At 60.6% G+C, this 22,147-nt stretch carries 24 protein-coding genes, 2 tRNA genes and 1 pseudogene; 15 read left to right on the plus strand and 12 right to left on the minus strand.

Features of this window, described 5'->3' with window-relative positions:
• Window positions 1-54: 54 nt before the first annotated feature.
• Window positions 55-285 (plus strand): hypothetical protein, encoded by a 231-nt coding sequence (locus NW807_RS06725; protein ID WP_414394557.1) that lies wholly within the window; start codon window positions 55-57, stop codon window positions 283-285.
• Window positions 286-324: 39 nt separating this feature from the next.
• Here NW807_RS06725 and NW807_RS06730 read toward each other — a convergent pair whose 3' ends face one another.
• From NW807_RS06730 to NW807_RS06740, 3 genes are all read right to left on the minus strand, one after another.
• The gene (locus NW807_RS06730) at window positions 325-849 is read right to left on the minus strand and encodes an NYN domain-containing protein (RefSeq protein ID WP_414394559.1); all 525 of its coding nucleotides are present in this window, start codon (window positions 847-849) and stop codon (window positions 325-327) included.
• 162 nt (window positions 850-1,011) lie between these two features.
• Window positions 1,012-1,953, minus strand: coding sequence for a glycine--tRNA ligase subunit alpha (glyQ, locus tag NW807_RS06735; RefSeq protein WP_414425717.1), 942 nt, complete (start codon window positions 1,951-1,953; stop codon window positions 1,012-1,014).
• Window positions 1,954-2,041: 88 nt separating this feature from the next.
• Window positions 2,042-3,445 (minus strand): DUF697 domain-containing protein, encoded by a 1,404-nt coding sequence (locus tag NW807_RS06740; protein WP_414425633.1) that lies wholly within the window; start codon window positions 3,443-3,445, stop codon window positions 2,042-2,044.
• Between the two features lie 136 nt (window positions 3,446-3,581).
• Here NW807_RS06740 and NW807_RS06745 point away from each other — a divergent pair, with 136 nt between their 5' ends.
• The 6 genes from NW807_RS06745 (at window position 3,582) to NW807_RS06770 (ending at window position 8,544) form a co-directional block, all read left to right on the plus strand.
• Complete coding sequence (locus NW807_RS06745) at window positions 3,582-4,163, plus strand: TolB family protein (RefSeq protein ID WP_414394562.1); 582 nt, start codon at window positions 3,582-3,584, stop codon at window positions 4,161-4,163.
• Between the two features lie 18 nt (window positions 4,164-4,181).
• Window positions 4,182-5,381, plus strand: a complete 1,200-nt coding sequence (locus tag NW807_RS06750; RefSeq protein ID WP_414406229.1) for an LL-diaminopimelate aminotransferase — start codon at window positions 4,182-4,184, stop codon at window positions 5,379-5,381.
• 169 nt (window positions 5,382-5,550) lie between these two features.
• Complete coding sequence (locus tag NW807_RS06755; RefSeq protein ID WP_414425634.1) at window positions 5,551-6,327, plus strand: hypothetical protein; 777 nt, start codon at window positions 5,551-5,553, stop codon at window positions 6,325-6,327.
• Window positions 6,328-6,900: 573 nt separating this feature from the next.
• Window positions 6,901-6,972, plus strand: a tRNA-Val gene (locus NW807_RS06760).
• A gap of 172 nt (window positions 6,973-7,144) precedes the next feature.
• Window positions 7,145-7,924 carry a PspA/IM30 family protein gene (locus NW807_RS06765; RefSeq protein ID WP_414394568.1) on the plus strand — a complete coding sequence of 260 codons (780 nt, stop codon included), beginning with the start codon at window positions 7,145-7,147 and terminating at the stop codon, window positions 7,922-7,924.
• Window positions 7,925-8,079: 155 nt separating this feature from the next.
• Window positions 8,080-8,544, plus strand: a complete 465-nt coding sequence (locus NW807_RS06770; RefSeq protein WP_414425635.1) for a pentapeptide repeat-containing protein — start codon at window positions 8,080-8,082, stop codon at window positions 8,542-8,544.
• Window positions 8,545-8,550: 6 nt separating this feature from the next.
• Here the strand turns inward: NW807_RS06770 and cysQ are convergent, their stop codons facing one another.
• The 5 genes and pseudogenes from cysQ to rpsP all read right to left on the minus strand — a co-directional run.
• Window positions 8,551-9,354 carry a 3'(2'),5'-bisphosphate nucleotidase CysQ gene (cysQ, locus tag NW807_RS06775; RefSeq protein WP_414425636.1) on the minus strand — a complete coding sequence of 268 codons (804 nt, stop codon included), beginning with the start codon at window positions 9,352-9,354 and terminating at the stop codon, window positions 8,551-8,553.
• 15 nt (window positions 9,355-9,369) lie between these two features.
• On the minus strand, window positions 9,370-10,131 hold the full coding sequence (gene hisF / locus NW807_RS06780; protein WP_414394574.1) for an imidazole glycerol phosphate synthase subunit HisF: 762 nt from the start codon (window positions 10,129-10,131) through the stop codon (window positions 9,370-9,372).
• A gap of 17 nt (window positions 10,132-10,148) precedes the next feature.
• On the minus strand, window positions 10,149-11,252 hold the full coding sequence (locus NW807_RS06785) for an ArsA family ATPase (protein ID WP_414406226.1): 1,104 nt from the start codon (window positions 11,250-11,252) through the stop codon (window positions 10,149-10,151).
• Window positions 11,249-11,509, minus strand: a complete 261-nt coding sequence (locus NW807_RS06790) for a KH domain-containing protein (protein ID WP_414394578.1) — start codon at window positions 11,507-11,509, stop codon at window positions 11,249-11,251. The genes NW807_RS06785 and NW807_RS06790 overlap by 4 nt, the downstream gene beginning before the upstream one ends.
• 174 nt (window positions 11,510-11,683) lie before the next feature.
• Window positions 11,684-11,929: pseudogene (gene rpsP, locus NW807_RS06795) on the minus strand (30S ribosomal protein S16); the annotation flags it as partial.
• A gap of 178 nt (window positions 11,930-12,107) precedes the next feature.
• Here rpsP and NW807_RS06800 point away from each other — a divergent pair.
• Entirely contained in the window at window positions 12,108-12,590 is a 483-nt protein-coding gene (locus tag NW807_RS06800) for a TerB family tellurite resistance protein (protein WP_414425637.1), read from the plus strand.
• A 28-nt stretch (window positions 12,591-12,618) separates the two neighbouring features.
• Here the strand turns inward: NW807_RS06800 and NW807_RS06805 are convergent, their stop codons facing one another.
• Window positions 12,619-13,014 carry a metal-sensing transcriptional repressor gene (locus NW807_RS06805; RefSeq protein ID WP_414394582.1) on the minus strand — a complete coding sequence of 132 codons (396 nt, stop codon included), beginning with the start codon at window positions 13,012-13,014 and terminating at the stop codon, window positions 12,619-12,621.
• Window positions 13,015-13,128: 114 nt separating this feature from the next.
• Here NW807_RS06805 and sds point away from each other — a divergent pair, with 114 nt between their 5' ends.
• Window positions 13,129-14,100 carry a solanesyl diphosphate synthase gene (gene sds / locus NW807_RS06810; protein WP_414394583.1) on the plus strand — a complete coding sequence of 324 codons (972 nt, stop codon included), beginning with the start codon at window positions 13,129-13,131 and terminating at the stop codon, window positions 14,098-14,100.
• A 7-nt stretch (window positions 14,101-14,107) separates the two neighbouring features.
• Here sds and lepB read toward each other — a convergent pair whose 3' ends face one another.
• Complete coding sequence (gene lepB, locus NW807_RS06815; RefSeq protein ID WP_414394584.1) at window positions 14,108-14,794, minus strand: signal peptidase I; 687 nt, start codon at window positions 14,792-14,794, stop codon at window positions 14,108-14,110.
• Between the two features lie 379 nt (window positions 14,795-15,173).
• Window positions 15,174-16,241: a hypothetical protein gene (locus NW807_RS06820; protein ID WP_414425638.1), complete on the minus strand. Its 1,068-nt coding sequence runs from the start codon at window positions 16,239-16,241 to the stop codon at window positions 15,174-15,176.
• A gap of 159 nt (window positions 16,242-16,400) precedes the next feature.
• Here NW807_RS06820 and NW807_RS06825 point away from each other — a divergent pair, with 159 nt between their 5' ends.
• From NW807_RS06825 to NW807_RS06845, 5 genes are all read left to right on the plus strand, one after another.
• On the plus strand, window positions 16,401-17,132 hold the full coding sequence (locus NW807_RS06825) for a pyridoxine 5'-phosphate synthase (RefSeq protein ID WP_414394588.1): 732 nt from the start codon (window positions 16,401-16,403) through the stop codon (window positions 17,130-17,132).
• Window positions 17,129-17,770, plus strand: a complete 642-nt coding sequence (locus NW807_RS06830; protein ID WP_414406222.1) for a DUF3318 domain-containing protein — start codon at window positions 17,129-17,131, stop codon at window positions 17,768-17,770. The genes NW807_RS06825 and NW807_RS06830 overlap by 4 nt, the downstream gene beginning before the upstream one ends.
• 9 nt (window positions 17,771-17,779) lie before the next feature.
• Window positions 17,780-18,589, plus strand: coding sequence for a biotin--[acetyl-CoA-carboxylase] ligase (locus tag NW807_RS06835; RefSeq protein WP_414425639.1), 810 nt, complete (start codon window positions 17,780-17,782; stop codon window positions 18,587-18,589).
• A gap of 11 nt (window positions 18,590-18,600) precedes the next feature.
• Entirely contained in the window at window positions 18,601-19,527 is a 927-nt protein-coding gene (locus tag NW807_RS06840) for a M23 family metallopeptidase (protein WP_414425640.1), read from the plus strand.
• A gap of 46 nt (window positions 19,528-19,573) precedes the next feature.
• A tRNA-Leu gene (locus NW807_RS06845) sits at window positions 19,574-19,654 on the plus strand.
• A gap of 15 nt (window positions 19,655-19,669) precedes the next feature.
• Here the strand turns inward: NW807_RS06845 and NW807_RS06850 are convergent.
• Entirely contained in the window at window positions 19,670-20,683 is a 1,014-nt protein-coding gene (locus tag NW807_RS06850) for a glycosyltransferase family 9 protein (RefSeq protein ID WP_414425641.1), read from the minus strand.
• A 201-nt stretch (window positions 20,684-20,884) separates the two neighbouring features.
• Between NW807_RS06850 and NW807_RS06855 the strand changes: the two genes are divergently transcribed.
• Window positions 20,885-22,036 carry a DegT/DnrJ/EryC1/StrS family aminotransferase gene (locus NW807_RS06855; protein ID WP_414423414.1) on the plus strand — a complete coding sequence of 384 codons (1,152 nt, stop codon included), beginning with the start codon at window positions 20,885-20,887 and terminating at the stop codon, window positions 22,034-22,036.
• Window positions 22,037-22,147: the final 111 nt, after the last annotated feature.

A 22,147-nucleotide genomic window follows, 5' to 3' on the forward strand; every position in this document is an offset into this window, starting at 1 on the left:
ACCTGGAGCAAAAGTCCGCTTTTGTCCAGCGTTGTATAAGTCTTTCAGAGCGGATTGTCGCCACTGCATCAAAAGCTGCAGGAGCACTGGGAAAAGCAATTGCCCTGGGATCCCAGCGGAGCTCTGGCCTCTTTGCTCAGCGTCGTCCCTTTCTTGCTGGCAGCAGCGGTGGTGGTGGCTTTAACCGAGATCTCTTTGGGCAAAAGCTGGGCCGTCTCCTGGGGTCTTATCGCCTGTGTTGGCGGTGGCCTCTGCGAGCTGGGCCGGCGGGGCAATGCTCGCTGACCTCTAGCTCCTTGCCCTGTCTGCCCCCATCCTCAAAGACTACTTGTCCAACTTTTCAATGTAGGGGCGAATGTCGTTGAGGTCGATGTAGCGGTCGGTGGCGTTGCGCAGCTCGCGGGCAATCATCCCTTCGGTGGAGACAACTGTAATCGTAGTGTTTTTGGAGCGCAACAACTCAATGGCCCGCTCGAAATCACCGTCGCCGCTAAACAGGATGAGCCGGTCGTATTGACCGACCGTGTTGAACATATCGATAACAATTTCGATATCTAGGTTGGCCCTCTGGGAGTAACGGCCCGAATCTTCGTCCCGATACTCCTTGAGAAGCTTGGTGCGAACCGTATAGCCCAAGTTGATCAGGGCGTCTCGGAAGGCCCTTTGGTCGTTGGGATCCTTGATGCCGGTGTACCAAAATGCATTGACTAGCTCGACGTTGGGTTGGGACCTGACAAAGTAATCCAAGACCCGGCGGGGATCAAAGAACCAGCCAATTTTTTGTTGAGCATAAAACATATTGTTTCCATCGATAAAGATGGAAACCCGTGTGACAGGGTATCGAAACATAAATTCTCCGGAAAATAGTCAGGTGGACTGGTTAAGAGCGTTGATTAGCTTAACGCAAAAAGAGTTGCACCAGAACAGAGTTGGCTAATGTCAATCTCCTATCATAGCCAAAAGAGGGTTCCCTGGCTTCGATCCCTAGCCCGGCAAAAAGTTAGGTTCCAGCTAGGGCAGAGCATGGCTGGAGGGGGAGCGGCCTGTCTGGCTGAGGTAGAGCTCTGCCAGTTGGCGAGCTAGGTTGCGGATGCGCCCGATGTAGAGAGTGCGCTCAGCCACGGCAATGACGCCGCGGGCATCGAGCAGGTTGAAGGTGTGGGAGCACTTGAGCACGTAGTCGTAGGCAGGCAGAAGCAGCGACACCGGCAGCCGATCGCTCAAGGCCTGTTCTTGGAGCTTCTGCCGCGTGGTTTCGATTAGCCGCTTGGCCTCGGCTTCGTAGAGCCGAAACAGCTCCAACAACATCTCGGGATTCGAATACTCAAAGTTGTAGTAGGATTGCTCCACTTCATTTTGGAAATAGATCTGCCCATAGGTAATCCGTCCCAGAGAAGGGTGCTCACTCCAGCAGAGGTCAAAAACGGAGTCCACCCCCTGCAGGTACATGGCTAGGCGCTCCAGACCGTAGGTAATCTCCACAGAAACGGGGTGGCAATCCTGGCTGCCCACTTGTTGGAAGTAGGTGAACTGGGTTATTTCCATGCCATCTAGCCACACTTCCCAGCCCACGCCCCAGGCGCCCAGGGTGGGGGATTCCCAGTCGTCTTCCACAAAGCGGATGTCGTGCTCTGCCGGGTCGATGCCCAAGGCCCGCAGGCTCTCCAGGTACACCTCTTGGATGTCGTCGGGGGAGGGCTTGAGGAGGACTTGGTACTGAAAGTAGTGCTGCAAGCGGTTAGGGTTTTGGCCATAGCGCCCGTCAGTGGGGCGGCGACAGGGCTCCACGTAGGCCACTCGCCAGGGATCCGGCCCTAGGGCGCGTAGGAAGGTGTGGGGGCTCATGGTGCCGGCCCCCTTTTCCAGGTCGTAGGGCTGCAGGATCAGGCAACCCTGCTCTCCCCAAAACTGCTGCAAGCGAAGGATTAGATCTTGAAAGGTGTGAGCTGCCATGGCAAAGGGCGGCAGAGAGAGCACTCCCTATCCTACCAACGCCTCTCCCTTGCTCAGTCGTTCAGCGCTTCTTGTCAAGGGCGGAGGTTTAGGTGGGGGCCAAGCCGATTTTGGTGCGGATCTCCTCGCGAAGGCGGGCGGTGATTGAGGCTTCGTCCAAATCGGCCAAAATCTGGGCTATGGCGGCTTTGGGTCCCTCCGGCCCCCAACTGGCTCCTTGGGCTAGGTAGCGGCGGGCTGCCTCGCCGATGGCGTAGCAGGAAAAGCCAGCCATCACTGCCTGCGTCAGGGCCACTGATCCGTAGGCTCCTAGAGAAAGTCCGCCAGCAAAGGGCAGGGATCCCCCCAGCAAGGTTTTCAGGGATCCCAATCCCAACAGCGCCACCCATTCTCCTGCCCCCAGGCTGAGCATGCTGAGGACAATCTTCTGCAACAGTTGCATGGCACCGGCGGTGGTCAGGGGCCAGCCGTAGAGGCGGGCCATGCGCAAGATGAGGGCCACATCCAAAGCCAACCCCCCCAGGGTGTCAAGCAGAGTAACGGGGTTGAGGGCAACGGCCAGGGCTTTGGTGCGGGCGGCGGCGGCGATGAGATCTTGGGCTTGCTGGGCGCGGCTTTGCAATTTGCGCTCGATGACCTGCTGGTTGAGGCGATCGGCAAAGAGGAGGGCGTTGAGGGCTAGCAGGGAGCGCCCTTCCCGCTGCAAGACTTCTAGGATTTTTAGGCGCAGCGCGTCCACTTGGGGGGGGCCGCTTTCCATCTCCACGCCAAAGCTGCCATCTGGCTTCTGCACCAGGCGCGGCACGCGCGGCGAGGCGGCCACCATGACAACCTCGTCAGGGGAAAGAAGCTGCCGCACCCGTTCGTTGCGGATCTTGTCGTAGATGGCCTGGCGATCCGCCTCGGGGTACTGGTCGATCTTGTTGAACACCAGCAGCATGGGCTTGCCCGCCTCCCGCAGCGTCGCCAGAGCCTCAAACTCCACCCGCGTCAGATCTCCGCAGACCACGAAGAGGATGAGATCTGCCCGCTCGGCCACCTCCTGGGCCAGTCGCGCCCGCTCCTCGCCGTCTACTTCATCCAGGCCAGGAGTGTCGATTAGCTCCAGCCGGGATCCCTGCCAGTGGCTGACCTGAACCGACTGCACCGAGGCCGAGGATAGGAAAGAGCAGGGGGGACGAGTTCCCCAGCAGATGTTCCAGGCAGCTACTTGCTGGGTGCGGGTGGTCCCGTGGGTAGGCCCCGTGGCGAAAACCGGCTCCCCCAGGAGAGCGTTGAGCAGGGAGGACTTGCCCCGCCCCACCAGGCCGAAGGCGGCAATGTGGATGATCTCGGCTTCCAGTTTGTCCAGCAGGGCTTGCAAGTTTTCCAGCTCCCCTTCCAGGCCGGCAATCTCCTGGGGGCGCAGATCCAGTTGGGCCACCCACTGGCGCAGGCTGCGCTTGGCTTGTTGGTAATGGAGATCCTCCTGCAGAGTGCTGCGGCAAGCCATAGCCAGTAGCAGGAAAACAGCCCCGGAGAGGCAGATTCAACAATAACAATAGCAACGGCAAAGAGTGGCCCCTAGCCTAAGCCGAGTTTGTCAACTGGCTATGATGGATGGGAGAAAGGGGTTGGAAGGCAATGCCATGCTAACCAAGGGCCGGATTCTGTTCAGCCCAGTTGGGTGGGTGGGGAAGCTGTGCTTGGCCGGCTTGAGCTTAGGGCTGCTGGGCTGCAGCCCCGCAGGTTTTCGTACCCCCCCTTCTAGCTTGACCAACAGCGGCCTCAACAGCATCTTCCCCGATGGGGAGCCCGCTTTCAGTGGCGATGGTCGCTACCTGGTGTTTTCCTCAGCCCGCGGCGGCAGTCAGGCCATTTTTCTCTACGACCTGGTGGAACAGCGGCTGGTAGACTTGCCCGGGCTTAATTCCAGCGACGTGGCTGCCAGTTCGCCCGATATCAGCGCTGATGGGCGCTACATCGTCTATGTGTCCAACGCGCTGGGCAAATCGGAGATCTTTCTCTACGACCGCGAAACCCGCCGGGTTGAGAACATCAGCAGCCGGGTGCCAGGGGATGTGCGCAACCCCACCATCAGCGGCGATGGGCGCTTTATCGCCTTTGAGAGTAACGGTCGGGGACAGTGGAACATCGAGATCTTCGATCGCGGCCCGGCGGCCACGCAACCGCCTGCAGCCAACTCTTCCAATGCTGGCAGGAACCCCTAGCCCCTTTGGACTTGCTGCATGCTTGCTGCCTTTGCCCAACGACTTGAGCCCCTGCGCTCTAATGTCTTTGACCAGCTAGACCAGGCCAAGTGGGAGGCGCGCCGCTCCGGCGTGGATGTCATCGACCTGTCTCTGGGATCCTCGGATCTGCCCCCGCCTCCAGAAGCGCTGGCAGCCATGCAGGCGGCTTTGGCGGATCCCTCCACCTACGGCTACACCCTCTTCCACGACACGGCTGAGTTTCGCGCCGCCTGTGCCCAGTGGTACCAGAGGAAGTTTGGCCTAGTCATCGATCCAGAAACGGAGGTGCTGCCCCTGATTGGATCCCAGCAGGGGACGGCCCTCCTGCCGCTAGCTTTGCTTAATCCCGGCGAGGTTGCCTTGGTTACCGACCCTGGGTATCCCTCCCATGTGGGGGGGATCCATCTAGCGGGCGGGATCCCTTACTACTTGCCCCTGCGGGCAGAAAGCCGCTTCCTACCCCAGTGGGATGAGATCCCAAAGGAGATCTGCCGCCAGGCGCGGCTATTGGTGCTGAGCTATCCCCACAACCCCACCACTGCCACCGTTACCCCGGAGTTTTGGCAGGAAACGCTGCAATTTTGCCAGCGGTACAACATCGTGCTGGCGCACGACTTTCCCTACGTGGACTGGCGTTTCGACGGCCAGGTGGCTCCCTCGGCGCTGCAGGCGGATCCCGACAAGACCCGCACCATCGAGTTCTTTTCCCTCTCCAAGTCCTACCACATGGGGGGGTTCCGGGTGGCGTATGCCATCGGTAGCCGCGAGCTGATCCGAGCCTTGCGGTTGGTGAAGTCCACCATTGACTTCCACCCGTACCAGGGCATCTTGCGGGGAGCAGCAGCGGCCTTGGCGGCTCCCGATAGCTTTTTGGATCACTGGCGGCAGGTATACCGCAAGCGACGGGATCTTGCGGTGGCCGCTCTGCACCGCATCGGCTGGCCCGTGCCCCTGCCGGAGGCCACCATGTACCTGTGGGCACCTTTGCCCGAGTTCTATCGCGGCTCTTCAGCCCAGTTTTGTCTAGACTTGGTACGGGCTACCGGGGTGGCTCTGTCGCCAGGCTCAGGCTTTGGCCCCGGCGGCGAAGGCTATGTCCGCTTTGCGCTGGTGGCAGAGGGATCCCGGCTGGAAGAGGCAATAGAACGAATTGGGGAATTTTTGGGCAAAGGCACTTCTGGTCTCCGGCAGGCCTAGTCGCATAGAGCCAGCTTAGAAGCAGCAAGGGGGCAGGCTACAGATGTTCCTCTGAGGCCGGTTGTTGTCCCCGTCCTGGCCTTTTAGGCTGCCAGTATTAGCTGCAGCCAGTGCCGGCTAATCTGAGCCAGGATAGGAGTTGTGTTGGCCCAGTTGGCTCCCAAGGGGCATGGAAAAAGAGACGCTCGAGAGTTTTTTGTCCATCCGCGGGGTGATGGGGGTAGCGCTCCTGAGGCGAACAGGCCGCCCTTTTTTCTACCGTTCTTTTCAGAACTTGGACAGCCGACAGCAGCAGGCCCTCACCGAAGGGCTGTTTCAGGTTTTGCAAACCATGCCCCCAGGACTGGACTACTTTGACTTTCAGTTTGCCGAGCAGCGGGTTTTTGTCTACCCCCTGGGGCCGGAATGGGTGTTGCTGGTGGCAGTCAATGACGAGGTGGTGATGCCGGTTTACACCTTGGCCGTCAACCGCCTGCGAGCCGAGCTGCAACAGGATGCGTCGAAGGGCCTAGCTACCTTTCGCCTTTTGACCAGCCAGGCAGAGGCTGCTCGCAACCCCACCCAGCCCAGCGCCAATTTGACAGAAAGCCAGCCCGAGACAACTCAGCCTGGGGCGAGGGGCAGCCCCAGGAAGGTGGAGGTTTTCGTGCAATCGCTCAACCGTCTCTGCCAGATTGCTAGTGGCTATCTGGGCAAGGCGGTGATTGTCAACTACTGGAAGGCAGCCCGACAGGAAGTGCTGGAGCAGCAGGGATCCCTAGCCGAGTGGCTCAACGAGTTTGAGATCGAGCGCAGTGGCCAAATTCACTACAAAGGCCTCCTCAAGGAGCTGGACGAGTCTCAGCAAAAAGTGCTACGGGACTGGGTGCTGGTTTTTTTTCACCGCTGCGAAGCAGTGATCCGCGACTTTCGCAATTTGATTAAGTCTGCCGAATGGCGCCTGTAAGCTACCCGCTCTGAAAGACTCATACAACCTCGGACAAAAGCGGACTTTTGCTCCAGGTTGACGCTTTCTTCCTGCTTCCACGACCCATAGCTAGCAGCAGAGTTCACCTCCACTACCCCACTAGAGGGATCTCCACAGGCGTCACTTCCCGTCGAGCTGACGGTAGTTGCTCCTTGGCTCTTGATGAGCACCCAGGCAAAAGACGGAGCCAACTTTAGCCTAGGCAAAGTCCTACAAGAGAGGTTGGTTATGCCACAAAGCGGCCGATTGTCCGGTGAGAGGAGAGCCCACAGCCATAGCTTGCTTCCGCGAAGCGGCAGCCAGGGGCTCCTTGTAGCCCTACAGCTAGCAAGTCAACCCTGAACCTCTGGGCTGGTTCAATAGGGCAATTCCGTTGGTCGCGTTGGGATCCACCTCCCCCTTCCGCCCCAGGCTGGAGTAACACACCGTTTGCGCTACTCGGAAGCCTCCTTTCCCGTTTCCTTCCCACGGCTCAAGAGGGGGGCTTCCGCGCCGCGTTTTTCGGTGATACGATCAACTACTGACTCTCAGTAGAGGCACGCCTATTCATTGGGGCTGTTAACTCAGAGGTAGAGTACCACCTTGACACGGTGGGAGCCGCTGGTTCGATTCCAGCACAGCCCAGCGCAAGCAAGCCAAAAAAGAGCCAAAGCTGCCACGCAACCCACCCCCATGCAAAAAGAGGCGGGATCCCCTCTGGCTCGCCTCAGGGATCCCTATACTGGAGTAGAGGCCCTGGAAGGCGCCGGGAGGGCGAGGGTAGCATTAGGTCAAACTGCGAGAGGGGGAGAGACCAATGGGATTGTTTGAGCGGGTCAGCCGAATCATTAGAGCCAACCTCAACGCGCTCATCAGCAGTGCCGAGGATCCAGAGAAGATCCTGAACCAAACCATTCAGGACATGGCTGAGGATCACTACCAAATGCGGCAGGCCGTCGCCCAAGCCATTGCTGCCCAGAAGCGCCTGGAGCGGCAGTACGAGCAGGCCCAGCAAAGCGCGGAGGAGTGGCACAGACGGGCTGAGTTGGCCCTACGCAACAACAACGAGGCGCTGGCCCGGGAAGCCCTAGTGCGCAAGAAAACTTTTGTCGAGACTGCCCAAAGCCTGAAGCGGCAGCTAGACGAGCAGACCAGGCAAGTGGAGATGCTCAAAACCAACATGACCAAGCTGGAAAGCAAGATTGCCGAGGCCAAAACCAAAAAGGACATGCTCATCGCCCGAGCCCGCGCCGCCAAGGCTTCCCAGCAGATCAATCAGGTTATCGGCCGGGTGGATCCCAGCAGCGCCTTTGCCGCCTTTGAGCGCATGGAAGAGAAGGTAAACGCTCTGGAGGCCCAATCCGCAGCAGTGGCCGAGCTGGCAGCCGACAGCCTGGAGCAGCAGTTTGCCGCTCTAGAAGCAGGCGGAGCGGATGTGGATCAGGAGCTGAGGTTGCTCAAGGCAGCCATCCAGGCCCAGTTGCCTGCCGGTGAGACGAAAGCTGTGCAGCAAGGTCAAGCTGGAGCCCCAACCAGGGGCAAAGTAGATGTAGATGCAGAATTGGAAGAGCTGCGCCGCGAAATTGATCAACTCTAATGCCAGGAGTTAGTGCGGGGGATCCATCTTCTTCGCCTAGGGACGTGGGGCTGCTCTAAAAGAGAGCCAAGAGGTGGTAAGCTGCGCAAAGGAGCTCTCTCTGGATAGAGGGGATCAAGGTCGCCTTCTGGCATTTCGGCAAGAAATCACGAGCAATGGCAACGGTGAGTCTCAAGCCTCTTTTGGATCCCAAGCAACTGTTGCAGGCTTATGCCTCTGGCCAGCGAGATTTTTCTGGCTCTAACCTGAGTGGGGCCCAGTTGAGCGGCGCAAGCTTGAGGGGGATTATCCTGCGGGATGCTGACTTAAGCGGGGCAGACTTGCGCGAAGCAGATTTGTCGGGGGCAGATCTAACTGGAGCCAGCCTACGCGGCGCCAAGTTGCGGAGGGTCAATCTCATCGGGGCTAAGCTGGTGAAGGCGGATCTATGGGGGGCCAACCTCTACCGGGCCAAGCTGCTCAGGGCCGATCTCAGCGAGGCCGATCTCAGCCGAGCCGATCTGCGTTTTGGCGCCGACCTGCGCGGAGCCACCATCACCAACACCCGCTTTCGCGGCGCCCTCTACGACGAGTACACCAAGTTTCCAGAGGGGTTCAACCCGGTTGAAATGGGAATGTAGCTTCCCTCAGGGAACCAAGCCTTGCCAGAGGTAGGCTACGCCTGCAGCCGTCACCATAAAGGGGGGGTTGTGCAAGTCTGGTTTGTTGTAGCGCAAGGGATCCCCTTGCAAGTCTGTGACGCTGCCCCCCGCTTGCTCGACAAGGCACTGGGCGGCGGCAGTATCCCACTCCAGGGTTGGGCCAAAGCGGGGGTAGAGGTGAGCGGATCCCTCGGCCACTAGGCAAAACTTGAGGGCACTGCCCACCGACTTCACCTCAAGGGGGCCGTAGCGGCGCTGCAGCCGCTCCAGAAACCGCTCCGTTTCCGTGTCCTTGTGGGAGCGGCTGGCCACTACCTGCAGAGGGGGCTGGGCAGGCGGGCGGGACCAGATGGGCTCGTCGCCCCTGTAGGCTCCTAGCTGTTGGGCAGCCCTGTAGGTGAGGCCCAACGCCGGGGCATGGACGACGCCCAAGATGGGGATCCCTGCCTCGACAAGGGCAATGTTGACGGTAAACTGGCCGTTGCCCTCGAGGAACTCGCGCGTGCCATCTAAGGGATCCACCAACCAAAACTGCTGCCACTGTTGCCGCTCCCAGTAGGGGATCCCGCCGGCTTCTTCTGAGAGGACGGGAATCGTGGGGGTAAGCTCCTGCAGTCCCTCGAGGAGCAGGCGGTGGGCAGCCAGATCCGCCTCGGTCAAGGGGGAGGCATCTGCTTTGAGTTCGACCTGCAGCGATTCTTGCCGATAGAAGGGCAAGATGGCCCGCCCTGCCGCTTCTGCTAGGCGGCACACCTCGGGCAAGAGAGCGGCTAGGTTAGAAACCTGCACAGATTCTTCCCCCAGCTAGCGACGCACGGGAATGCCGTGGGCGGCCAAGTCGGCCTTGATCTGCTCAATCGTCAGCCGGCCATAGTGGAGCAGCGAGGCCAGTAGAGCTGCTTCTGCCCCCCCCTCCTGGAGAGCTTGGCGGATGTGGGCACATTCCCCTGCTCCTCCGGAGGCAATCACCGGCACCGCCACTGCCTCGGCCACCCGCCGGGTCAGCTCCAGGTCGTAGCCGGCCTGGGTGCCATCAGCGTCCATGCTGGTCAGCAGGATTTCCCCTGCCCCCCGCTCGGCCACGGTTTTGGCCCACTCCACCGCATCCAGGCCTGTCGGCTCCCGCCCACCGCGCACGTACACCTCCCACCCCCCGCCTTGAGGTTTGGCGCGAGCGTCAATGGCCACGACGATGCACTGGGAGCCAAAACGGCGGCTGGCTTGGGTAACCAGATCCGGATCCCGAACCGCTGCCGAGTTAAGGCTGACCTTGTCGGCGCCGGCCCGCAGCAGTTGCCGGATCCCCTCCAGGTCGCGGATCCCACCGCCTACGGTGAGAGGAATGAATACCTGCTCTGCTGTGCGCCGCACCACCTCCAGCAAAATCTCCCGCTCCTCATGGGTGGCGGTGATGTCCAGAAAGACCAGCTCATCCGCCCCTGCCCGATCATAGGCCCGCGCCAGCTCCACCGGGTCCCCAGCCTCCCGCAAGTTCCCAAACTGGATCCCTTTGACCACCCGCCCCCCTGCCACATCCAGACAGGGAATGATCCGCTTGGCCAACATGCCCCCTCCCGGGATTTCTAGGCAAAGCTGATAATCAGAAAGGGCTCCTGAAACTTAGCCCCGGTTACCTGCCGGCCTGCCAAGCTGGGCGGCAAGAACAAATTGCGCCGCTGATCCCCAGCGGTGATGGTCAACTCTGGCCCGGATTGGCTCAGCTCGATTTGGGTCTTGCTAAAGCCAGGAAGAAACAGCTTCACGCTGCGGGAGCCCTCGTCAATGGCTACGGGCGGCGGCACCTCAGGTAGGGCAAAGATCCCACTGACTGCCTCTTCCAACGCCGACCAATCCGATCCCTGGCGCCGTGGCAGGGTGCGCACTGGCAGAGGAGAAAACTCAGCCGCCGACACCTCTCCGGGAACTAGCGGCATGACCCAGAGGCCACCCACGGTTAGCCCCACCATCTGGGCACTGCCCCAGAGGTAGCGGGCAACCTGGATCGCCATGGGATCCGGAGTCGTTACCAAATGCGCTACCACCCGCCGCGGATCGGCAATGGCAGAGCGCCCCTGCTCGAAAAGGTTGGCCATCCCCCCCAGGCGAGCTAGGAGCTCCTCCACCGAGGAAAACTCCAGGGTCGTCACCGACCGCAGCAGCGGTTCAAGAAAGGGAAGGAGAGTTTTGGCCAGATCGGATTGGAGGAAAGCCTGGGAAGCTCGCCGCCAGTACCAACTGGCCACTTCTGGGATCCCAAACGCCCGCAAGGTGGTCAAGTCCCCTGGGCCATCGTAGAGAATGCAGTCGTATTGACCGCTGGCATCGTAGCGGCGCAGGGCTTCCAGAGCCAGGGCCTGGTCCATCCCTGGCAGCACCCCTAGCTCCTGCCCATAGATTTCCCGGAAAAAGGGAGTGCGCACGTATTGGGCTTCCAGCTCCCTGGTTGCCGTCCAGTACTGCTCCAGAAGCTGGGTTGTCCGCAGCTGCACCACGCTTAAGTTGGCGGCAATGGTTACCGGCTCGCCGGAAAGCGGGATCCCACCCAGAAGCATCTCCAACCCCGGCCCCGCCTGATGGCCCACTAGCAGCACTCGCCGCCCCTGCTGCGCTGCTGCCCGCGCCACTGCTACAGCTAGAGTGCTCCGGCCCGTGCCCCCCTTCCCCAAGAAGGTCAGGATCTGGCTCATTCTCGCTCTCCTGATTCTCCGTAGATGTCGATGTACAGCGATTGCCCTGCCAACTGGGCTGCTGCTGTCATCACCTGACGAATTGCCTGCAAGGTACGCCCACCTCGCCCCAACACCCGACCGCGATCCTTGGGGTCAAAGGCTAGCCGCAGCCAGACCTTGCGTCCTCCACAGGTGGTTTCCACATCTGTTTGCAGGGGGCCGCTGGTAAGGAGCGGTTCAATCAAAAGATGAGCAAGGGTCTCGTAGTCCGGCATGGGAGGCAAAACGCAACCTAACCGCAAGCGTAGCTGAGCCTAGGCCTCCGTGGCTGCCTCGGGCTGGAACTTCTCCTCCCCCTGCTCTGATCCCTCGGGAACCTTCTGCTCCTCCCCCGCTTCAGGTTTGGCGATGGCCGGAATGCGAATCGAGGCCACCACGCCCCCCTCACCGGCTTTCAACATCTCATAGATGCCCGCTTTTCTGAGGAGGCTGTCCACCGTATCGGTGGGCTTGGCGCCGCGCCGCAGCCACTTGAGTAGGCCCGCTGTCTCCAGAACCGTCTCCTTGGTGCGCGGGTTGTAGTAGCCTAACTCCTCCAGCGGGCGACCTTCCCGGCGAGCCCTACTGTCAATAGCGATGATGCGATAGCTGGGTTGGTGCTTCTTTCCAAAGCGCTTGAGCCGCAACTTAACCATTGGAGGTGCTCCGCAAGCTGGGTAGGGTTGTCTAGGAAACGGAAACCGGCCGCCTAGCCTCTCCTCCACGTCCCTTCCTGGAGGCTGGGTCCGGCTAGTCGCTAACACAGGCTTCCCATTCTAGTCGATTTTCCCCTACCTGGATAAAGTGCCGACTCAACCCCAAGGGAGGATCTTCGTGGCAAAGTTGAAGAGGAAACCCAAGGCACAACTTCACATGATCACCTACACCGACTTGACTGCAGAGCAGCGCCAGCTCTACCTAAGAGCCCTCATTGCCGTAGCCCGCGTGGACGGCCAGCTCGATGAAGAAGAAGCCGACTTCTTTCTGCAAATTGCTGAAGGCATGGGCATTAACAAAGAGGTAGCTCAAAGCTATCTGGCCGGCGAGACGACTGCAACCCTAGAGCTCAGCGCCATCCCGCCTCTGCACAACGCTGCCGGGGCCTTGATCCTGCGGGATTTGGCGGCGATGGCAGTGGTCAACAACGAGCTGACAGAAAAAGAGGAGGCCCTGATTTTTGAAATTGGCAAGGCCATGCAGTTTAGTCGGGAGGAGATTGACGAATTTCTAGACTGGGCCTTCATGGGCCTGCAGTGGCAGCTGAAAAGTGCCGCTCTCCTGCAGCGGTATGCCCAGCCCGCTGCCAGCAGCAGCTAGAAGCCTAGGGCCGCCACCAACGGCTGCGCTAGCTGAGGTAGCGATCCAGAGCCCGCTGCAGCTCTTCCAGTTCCACCTCAATATTGCCGCTTTCAACGGCATGGCGAATGCAGTGGCGGATGTGATCGTTGAGGATAATCCGCGCCAGCCGATCTAGCGCCCCCTTGACGGCGGCAATCTGGAGCAGCACATCCGGACAGGGTTGATCCTCTTCGATCATGGAGCGGATCCCCCGCACATGCCCCTCAATGCGAGCCAGGCGGTGAATCAGCTTGCGCCGCGATTGCGGATCGTGGCGGTGAGGTTGGGCCCGCCCCGAGAGAGGGGGTCGCTCCAACGCCAGTTCCCACTCTTCCTCCCAATCAGGTTCTTCAGGAAGTGGAGGAATGGAGCCAGTCTGAAGCGGGGGAATAGGATCGGCCATAGGAGGAGTCGAGGACTGTCTGCATGATACCCCCTGCTTTTCTCCGAGCAGGTTGAGGTGCTCTAGAATAGGAAAGGATATGAAATTTTGTAAATCCTCTCCTGGCTTGGCTTCATGACCTCCGTACTCTCCCCCTTTGGCCCTGTAGAAGCGGATCTAGAGCGTTTACGCCAGAACTTGACGCGGCTGGTCAGCGCCAAACACCCCATCCTGGCCATGGCTGCCGAACATCTGTTCTCGGTGGGGGGGAAAGGGATCCGACCAGCAATCGTGCTCCTGATCGCGCGGGCCACTACGCCCGACGGGGAGATTACCCCCCAGCATTGGCGCCTGGCGGAAATTACCGAGATGATCCACACCGCCAGCCTGATGCACGACGACGTCATCGACACTGCTACCGTGCGGCGCGGCGTCAGCACAGTCAACACCCTTTTTGATAACCGGGTGGCGGTGCTGGCAGGGGATTACCTGTTTGGGCAGGCAGCCTGGTATTTGGCCAACCTGGACAACCTGGAGGTGGTGAAGCTGCTGTCCAAGGTCATCATGGACCTGCCAGAGGGAGAGGTGCGCCAGAGCCTCACTCGCTTTGACCCCGACGTCTCCCTGGAAGAGTACCTCGCCAAAAGCTTCTACAAAACCGCCTCCCTTATTTCTGGCAGTGCTAAGGCAGCGGGTCTCCTGAGCGGGGTAAGTCCTGAAGTAGCCGATCGCCTCTTCGACTTTGGCTGCAACCTGGGCATCGCTTTTCAGATTGTTGATGATCTCCTCGACTTTACTGGGTCGGCGGAGACGCTGGGCAAGCCAGTGGGATCCGACCTCATCCAGGGCAACCTGACAGCACCCGTTTTGTTTGCGCTAGAGGAGTTTCCGCAGATGCGGGAGCTCATCCTCAGAGAGTTGGCCGAACCGCAGGATCTCCAGCAAGTTCTAGAGTGGGTCTACCAAAGTGAGGGGATCCCGCGCTCCCGCCAGTTGGCGCGCGACTATGCCCAACGGGCTGCCGAGGCCCTGCAAGTTCTGCCGGACTCTGAAGCGCGCCAGGCTCTGCTGCAGATGGTAGACTACGTCCTCGAGCGGCCTTGCTAGAAGGCTTTTACGGAGATAGACCCGAGGCTCGAGCCGCCGCTGCCGAGAGCTCAGGGTAGGTGGGTGGAGTGAAAAAGCGCAGGCGGTTGGGTGGCCAAAAGCGAAAGATGGTATTGCCGATAATGTTTTCTTTGGGCAAAAACCCCCAGATGTGCGAGTCCTGGCTGTCATTGCGGTTGTCCCCCATTACAAAATAGGAGTTAGGAGGGACAACAAATTCCGATCCCTGGTTGGGCACTCCAGGACAGCGCTCGCCAGGGCAGGAGTAGTCAGGGGGAGCGTAGATGTAGTCCTCCTGCAGAGGAATGCCGTTGACGATCACCTTGCCCTCAGCAATGCGGATGCGATCCCCTGGCAGGCCGATTACCCGCTTGATGTAAGCACCGTTGAAGTTCAAGTGGGCAGGCGGGTAGAAGACAATGATGTCGCCGCGTCTGGGGGCGCTGAAGCGGTAGCTAACCTTTTCTACCACCAAGCGATCCCCTTCTTCTAGGGTGGGCAGCATGGAATCCGAGGGGATCCAGCGCGCCTCCGCCACAAAGGTGCGAATGCCAAGGGCCAGTAGCAGCGCCAGCAGCACCGTCAGCAGGTTTTCCCGCTGCGCCTGCCACCAGGTGCGAGATGGGGAATTGGCAGGGGTTTTGCTGGGCGGCAACTGGGGCTGGGGCAAAGACCTCGGATCTGTGGAGGGCATGGAGGCTAAACGCGCATGACTGCACGATTTCCAGATTATCGCACCCGGCAGGAGCGGAGACCGTCCCCTTTCCTGGCACTAGAAAGGCAAACGTCTGGCAAAACTTGATGGCGATTTCAACAGAAGAACGGCTTGAGCGCTTGGTCGAGAAGTAATTTTGCAGCGGACTGATTGGCTGGCGGGGGATACCGAAAAGCCCTTGGCGCGAGTCGAGAAACTATACAGGGATCTGGTATTGCTTAGAGCAGCGGAGGACGGCTGGAACGTCTTGGCCTTATTGCTGGGGCGACCGTTATTGCCGGCGTCATTTTGACTGCTAGGTTCGCAAAAACGTGGGGAGCTAGCAAAAGCAGGGGGATCCCGCCAAAGGCCTAGCGGATCAACTGCCGGAGGTGAGTTTTTCCCAGTCCTGCTGGTGGATGGCAAGCATCTGGGCCTGGGCCTGGATGGCCGCTAACGTCTCTGCCATCAGGGGCCAGTTGCTGTCAGGGGGAGTGGGATACTGCTTAAGCTTCCCCAGGGTGCCGCTTAGGGCCACTTGCAGCTGCTGCAGCAGTTGGTGGGTTTGTTGGGCCAAAGCCAAGGTCTCGGAGACGCGGAGGCGGTTTTGGCTTTGCTGGTACTTCTGGAGGGCTACTCCTCGCAGAATGCTGAGGATGGCTCCTTCCCTGGGAGGAGAGCCTGGCCCGCTTTTGGAGGGCTGGGGGATAATGCGCAACTGCAGCACCAGCGGCTCCCCCCGGTACAGCCGCTCCGCTTCTGCCTGCTGCGGCTCCCCGATGAGGCTGGGATCGAGAGCCATCATCCGCTTCATGGCAGCGATTAGCCTAGCCCGGATGGGTTCCGAGAGTTCCTTGAACAGATCCCGCAAGATCCCCTGCTGGCGGTAGCGCACCCGACACAGCACTCCCTCCTGGGGCTCTACAAAAATTTGCTCTGCTTTCTCGTCTAAAGCCCTCCGCAGCATCGAGTTCAGCAACTGCTGCACCGTCTCTTCCGATTCGTCACTAGGAGAGGGCGGAGCAGTTGGCCGTGCCGGCAGCGGCTGGGTGGGAGTTGGGTGGCTGGGCGGCCCGGTTACGGGAGCGGGGACTTCTGGGGTGGTGCGGCTGGCTTGGGCCTGCAGGCGGAGCCGCTCTACCTCTGCTGGGCTGGGGGGATGGCTGAAGTAGTGGGCAATGAACTCCTGCTGCTGCTCCAGCGTAATCGGAACTGGCTCAACCGAGATCTGGGAGTAAGCCAGCATTTTGCTCACGTAGTCCAGGGCTGCCAAATCCTGGGGATCCACCATGCCCAGGATCAAGCTGTCCGTATCCAGGGCCAAAGGCACCACCTGGTAGTAGATACAAATCTCCACTGGCAGGTATTGGGCAATCAGGGCCGCCACCCGCGCTCGGTCAATTAGAGAAGGGTGTCCTACCGCCAAAGAGGCATTTGGATTGGTCATGGCAAGCCTGCAGGGATCCCGGAGGGGAAAAGCGTCGTCTTCGATCATAGGCCCTTGGCCTCCGGGGTTTCTGCCTCGCCTGTCCCTAAGCAGCCCAGATTGAATAATGTAATACTAGGAGCATTCCTTTGGATCTTCTGCCACGAGAGAACGTTAGCCTTGGTCAGCCTTGGAGTCAACATCGACCACGTGGCCACGCTGCGCCAGGCCCGCCGCACCGTCGAGCCGGATCCGGTGGCCGCTGCCGTCATTGCCGAGTTGGCAGGCGCAGATGGGATCACGGTGCACCTGCGCGAGGATCGCCGCCACATTCAGGAGCGGGATGTGCGGCTGCTGCGGCAGACGGTACGCACCCACCTCAACTTGGAGATGGCGGCAACAGAGGAGATGGTGGCCATTGCCCTGGAGATCAAGCCTGACTACGTCACGCTGGTTCCCGAGCGGCGGGAAGAGATTACCACCGAAGGGGGACTGGATGTGGCCAGTCAGGTTTCACGCCTAGGTGAAGTGGTAGATCGACTGCAGGGATCTGGCATTCCCGTCAGCTTGTTTGTCGATCCAGATCCCATCCAGATTGCCGCTGCTGCTCAGGTGGGGGCGCGCTGGGTGGAGCTGCACACCGGGCGGTATGCGGAGGCCTCCTCGGAAGCCCAACGGGAGGCGGAGCTGGCCCAGCTGCAGAAGGCTAGCCAACAGGCCATTCAACTGGGGCTGCGGGTCAATGCTGGGCACGGCCTCACCTACTGGAATGTGGGCCCGGTGGCGCGGATCCCGGGCATAGAGGAGCTAAACATTGGCCACAGCATCATCAGTCGGGCAGTGCTGGTGGGGTTGGAGCGAGCGGTGCGAGAGATGCGTCAGGCAATGGGGTTAGGAGTGGGCCCGGCATGAACTCGGAGTACTACGGCTACGACAACGGCTACGATTACGTTCTCGAGCAGGCTGAGATTGACCGCCTGCTGGATCTGCTGCCGGCCAGCATGCGAGAGAGCGTCAAGATCTTGCCGGCCTCGGAGCGGCAGACGGTCGTAATCAAAGGCCGGCGGCAACTGCCCTGGGAGCGGCAGCTGCGGCTTTTTATTAAACCCTACGAGTGGCGGCAGTTTACCCCCTTGCAGCGGGCGGGGTTGTTCTTGCACAAAGTAGGCTACTACAGCCGGGCAGCCTCGCGGCAAATCGACTTTTACCTGGCTATTGCTGCCTTGGGGGGCTTGAGCCTGATCTTCGAGGTGGTCCAGCAGGATCCGGTGGGGGCAACGGTTTCCGGTGGCTTAAGCGGCTTGGCTCTCTGGCAGTTGCGCCGCGACCAGACCAACGACCGCCGCCTTTTGGCTGCTGATGCCTACGCTGTGGACCGGCTGGTGTTGCGCGGAGTTCCGCGGTTGCAGGCAGTGGAGGCCCTGGGGCAAGCGCTGCACCTGGAGGCTCGCCTGGAGGGTCGCTCTGGCAACGACCTACTGGACATGCTGCGCTACCAAAACCTGAAGCGGCTGGCCCAGCGCCCAGCAGAAGATATTGTGTTGAGCTAGTTTCAAGCCATGCTTTCCCCCGCGCGGCTGGGATCCCTGGTGGGTCGAGGGGGATGGGGGCATCACCTCCTCCAAGTGGCAGTAACCGATTCCACCAACCGGCTGCTCTTGGACTGGGGTCGCCGCTTCCCTCAACCTCTGCCCCTGGGCACCGTTCTGGTCAGCACTCGCCAGCGGGCAGGCCAGGGCCAGCACGGGCGAGTATGGCACTCGCAGCCAGGGGGGTTGTACCTGTCGGTCTGGCTGGGATCCCTTCCCCTGCGGCATTCCCTGCTGGAATTGACCCTGACCTTGGCCTGGGGCATTGCCGGCAGTTTGCGCCATCGGTTGGGGATCCCGCTGCGGCTGAAATGGCCCAACGACCTGGTGATAGTGGATAGCCAGGAACCGGCTTCTCTGCGCAAGCTGGGGGGGATCCTGGTGCAAGGCCGCTTTGGGGAAAGGGGACAACTGCTGGGGCTGGTGGCCGGCGTAGGTGTGAATATCAACAATCCCGTGCCCGCCGAGGGAATCAATTTAGCTGAGATCTTGGGATGCCGGCAGGATAGCACCGCCATTGCCGCCTGGGTTTTGCAGGGGATGGAGCGGGGGTTCCAGGTCTGGCTCAAGGAGGGGTTTGCTGCTGTTTGCTGCGAGTACGAGACCTGGACAGTGAAGCCGCAAATCCAATGGCTCCCAGGTGAGGCGTCGGCTACGGTTTTGGGCCTTGCCGAGGATGGCAGGCTGCGGGTACAAACTCAGGGAGGACAGATCCTCGTCCTCTCTCCGGACCAGGTGCGCCTAAGCTATCAAGTGTCTCTTGCCAGTGGCTGGGAGTGAGGGATCCGTTGGTGGCCACCGATTTTTGGCAGCATCTTTCCTCTTGGCTGGGCAGCAGCTCGGCAGCAAGAGGGCGGCAGCTGCGGCGGCTGGGGCTGAGTCTAGGCGTGGGGCTAAGCCTGCTCTGGTCCTCTCCCACGGCGCTGTTGGCGCAGATGCACTTGCCCCCTCCTCCCCCTGTGGGGCCAGCGCTGGACACCCCTGCCGCAAAGGCGCTGCTGCAAGATGGTGCCCTTCCCCTGCCGCAAGACACCCTGAGAACCCTAGGCTTGACTCCTCAACCAAGCCAGGCTCTTCCGCTGGAGGCGGCAACCCGCACTGGGGTGGGCCGGGAAATTGTTATTGAGCCGGCAAAGGTTACCGAGAGCCAGCCGGAAAGTGGGGTGCCGGTGGTGTTGGTGGAGCGCAGCTCCGGCCGCCGCCTCCTTCTCCTGCCAGGGGGAGAGCTTCGCATTGAGGAAACCCCTGAGCTGCCGCCGCTGACCTTGCCTACCTCGTCCCCCAGCAAAGAGCGACTGCTCTATCCGCTGCCCCACCCCGCGCCGATCACCTCTGGCTTTGGCTTGCGGATTCACCCCCTCAAGGGTCAGCCGGAGTTTCACGCCGGCGTGGATCTGGGGGCCAGCTTGGGCACGCCAGTCCTGGCTGTCTTGAGCGGCAAGGTGGTGAGTGCCGGCTCTCTGGGAGATCTGGGGATCACGGTTGTCCTGGAGCATGCTGGCGGCCGGCGCACCCGCTATGGTCACCTGTCTCAAGTAGCTGTCACCCCAGGAGAAGGGGTTAAGCAGGGATCCCTCATTGGCTATGTGGGGGCAACGGGAGCGGTGACTGGGCCGCATCTCCACTTTGAGCTGTGGCAGCGAACGGCAGGGCAAAGCTGGATGGTTTTGGACGCCACAGAAGAGCTGAAGGTCGCCGCAAGCCAGTTGCCGAGCTAGCCAGAGCCAGCTTGGGTTAGCATAGGTGAGCGGGATCCCACCTCTTGCGGACGTGGCGGAATGGCAGACGCGCTAGACTTAGGATCTAGTGCCGCAAGGCGTAAGGGTTCAAGTCCCTTCGTCCGCATGGCAAGCCCTGCTTCTAGCCGGGGAAGATCACCTCTAGGATTTGCTCAGGGGCAATGGAGTCAATCACCCCATTGGCGGCCTTGACGGCGCGGAACGGCCCCTCGGAAGGCAAAAGCCGCTCTGGGTCAGTAGGGCCAAACAGAGCCACCAGGGGAGTTTGCGTGGCCACCGCCAGGTGCATGGGGGCACTGTCGGTACACAGAAGCAGGGTGGAGCCAGCAATCAAGGCCGCCAGTTGGCCTAGCTGGGGCGGGCGGCTCACCGGCAGATCCGGCAGTTGCGACAGAAAGCCCTCCGCCAGCTTCTCATCCTCTGGACCCAACACCAGCACGAGCGGCAGCTCCGGCCGCTTTTCCCGGAAACCCTTGATCACCCTAACCCACTTCTCTGGGGGATAGATCTTCTGGATGCCTTTCTCCTGGGACAGTTGGCTGGCGCCAGGGTGCAACAGCACATAATCTTGGCTGCCCTCCCCCAGCAGGCGCTTGCGTTCCTGCTCAGCCCACTCCAGGGCTGTCTTTTTGAGGCGAAGCTGGGGCAAGCCTGCCGGCGCGGCAATGCTGAACCCCTGCAGCAGGTCGTGGTACATGTTGGCGGCGTATTGGGCCAGCTTCAGAGGCACCGGGTCGGTCAGCCAAGGTCGCCCAGGCCCTGGCGGGGCATAGCCAACCCGCTTGGGGATCCCAGTTAGCCAAAGCAACAGCTTGACCCCCAAGCTTCTGCCCAGGCTGAGCACGGCGTCGTACTGCCGCTCGCGGATTCGCCCCAGCAGATCGCTGATATCCCCTAGCGAAAGTTGCTCCTTAAATGGGAAGGTCAGCACCCGATTCACCGAGGGGCAGACCTCGTAGGCAGCTGCCGCCCGCGGCTCCACCAACACCTCCAGCTCCGCTTCTGGAAAGCGCTGCCGCAAACTCGCTAGGGTGGGGAAGAAAAGAATTTGGTCGCCAATCCCTCCCGGCACCAAAGCGAGAATTCGGGGGGCCAAAGGGGCTTTGCCGAGAACTGCTTGAGAAGCAATCTCCATAGAACATCCTGTCGATAGCTGTATCCAGCCTAGGGGATCCCTGGCCAGGGATGTACCGCGTTTACTCTAGCTCAGGTTGGGCTCAATTCGGAGCGGGTCTGGCTCCCAGCGGCTTCTCAGCAACTAAGCTACAAAAAGGCCCAATTTTGGAACTCTCATCCTCGATGATGGGCTGTGGCCGCTACCCCAAAAGGCAGCACCATGACGGATGAGCCGATCCCGCTGCTGGATTTGACGTTGCAATACCGCGCTTTGGCTAGGACCCTTTTGCCTCAGGTGGAAGCTTTGCTGGCCTCTGGGCGCTACATTGGCGGAGAGGCAGTGCGGCAGTTCGAGGAGCTGTTTTCGCAGTTTCTCGGCGGCGGCGATCTGGAGACCGTCAGTTGCAACTCCGGCACCGATGCTTTGGTGTTGGCCCTGCGCGCTCTGGGGATCCAACCGGGCGACGAGGTCATCACCACTGCCTTTAGCTTTTTTGCCTCCGCCGAGGCTATCGATTTGGTGGGGGCACGGCCGGTGTTCGTGGATGTGGATCCCTGCACCTTCAACCTGGATCCCCAGCTTCTCGAAAGAAGCATCTCCCCGCGCACCAAAGCCATAATCTCCGTGCATTTGTTTGGCCAGGCAGCCAACATGACCCAAATTTTGGCCATTGCGCGACGCCATGGGTTGGCAGTGGTGGAAGATTGCGCCCAGGCCATAGGGGCCTGCTGGGGAGGCAAGCCGGTGGGCACCTGGGGAGATATTGGCTGCTTTAGCTTTTTTCCCACCAAAAACTTGGGGGCTGCAGGGGATGGCGGGGCAGTGGTGACCCGGGATCCGCAACTGGCCCGCAAGGTGCGCATCCTCAAAGAACATGGCCAAGTTGGCCAATACCACCACGAATACATCGGCCTCAACAGCCGTCTGGACGCGCTGCAGGCGGTAATCCTGTCGGTCAAGTTGCCCTACCTGCGGGAGTGGAACTGGCGGCGGCAGGCCATTGCCGAGGGCTATCACCGCCTGTTGCAAGGGATCCCTGGCCTAATCCTGCCGAAGGTGGCAAAGGGGGGAAACTCCGTTTGGCATCAGTACACGGTGCGGGTGCCCGGTTCCCACCCAACCGACTCGCGGCGGCGCGACCAACTGCAGCGGCAGTTGCAGAAGCGGGGCATTGCCAGCCGAGTTTACTACCCTACTCCCCTTCATCTCCAGCCCGTCTACCGCAAGCTGGGATATAAGCCTGGAGATTTGCCCAATGCCGAGCTCTGTGCTGCCCAGGTGTTGTCTTTGCCCTGTTTTCCTGAATTGACCCTCCAGCAACAGGAGCGGGTGGCCCTGGCCATTGCTGAAATCTTGGCAGAAGAACCCTAGCAGCCCTGGAGGAGGGAGCTCAGGTGCTATCGAAGCTCAGCCGAAGATTACTTCAACTATTTCCGTGGTTGCACCAGTTTCCCCAACTCGGAGCTGTCCCTGCAAAGCTGT

The sequence above is a fragment of the Synechococcus sp. R70.1 genome (genome assembly GCF_047461675.1).
In the GTDB taxonomy this organism is placed as follows: domain Bacteria; phylum Cyanobacteriota; class Cyanobacteriia; order Thermostichales; family Thermostichaceae; genus Thermostichus.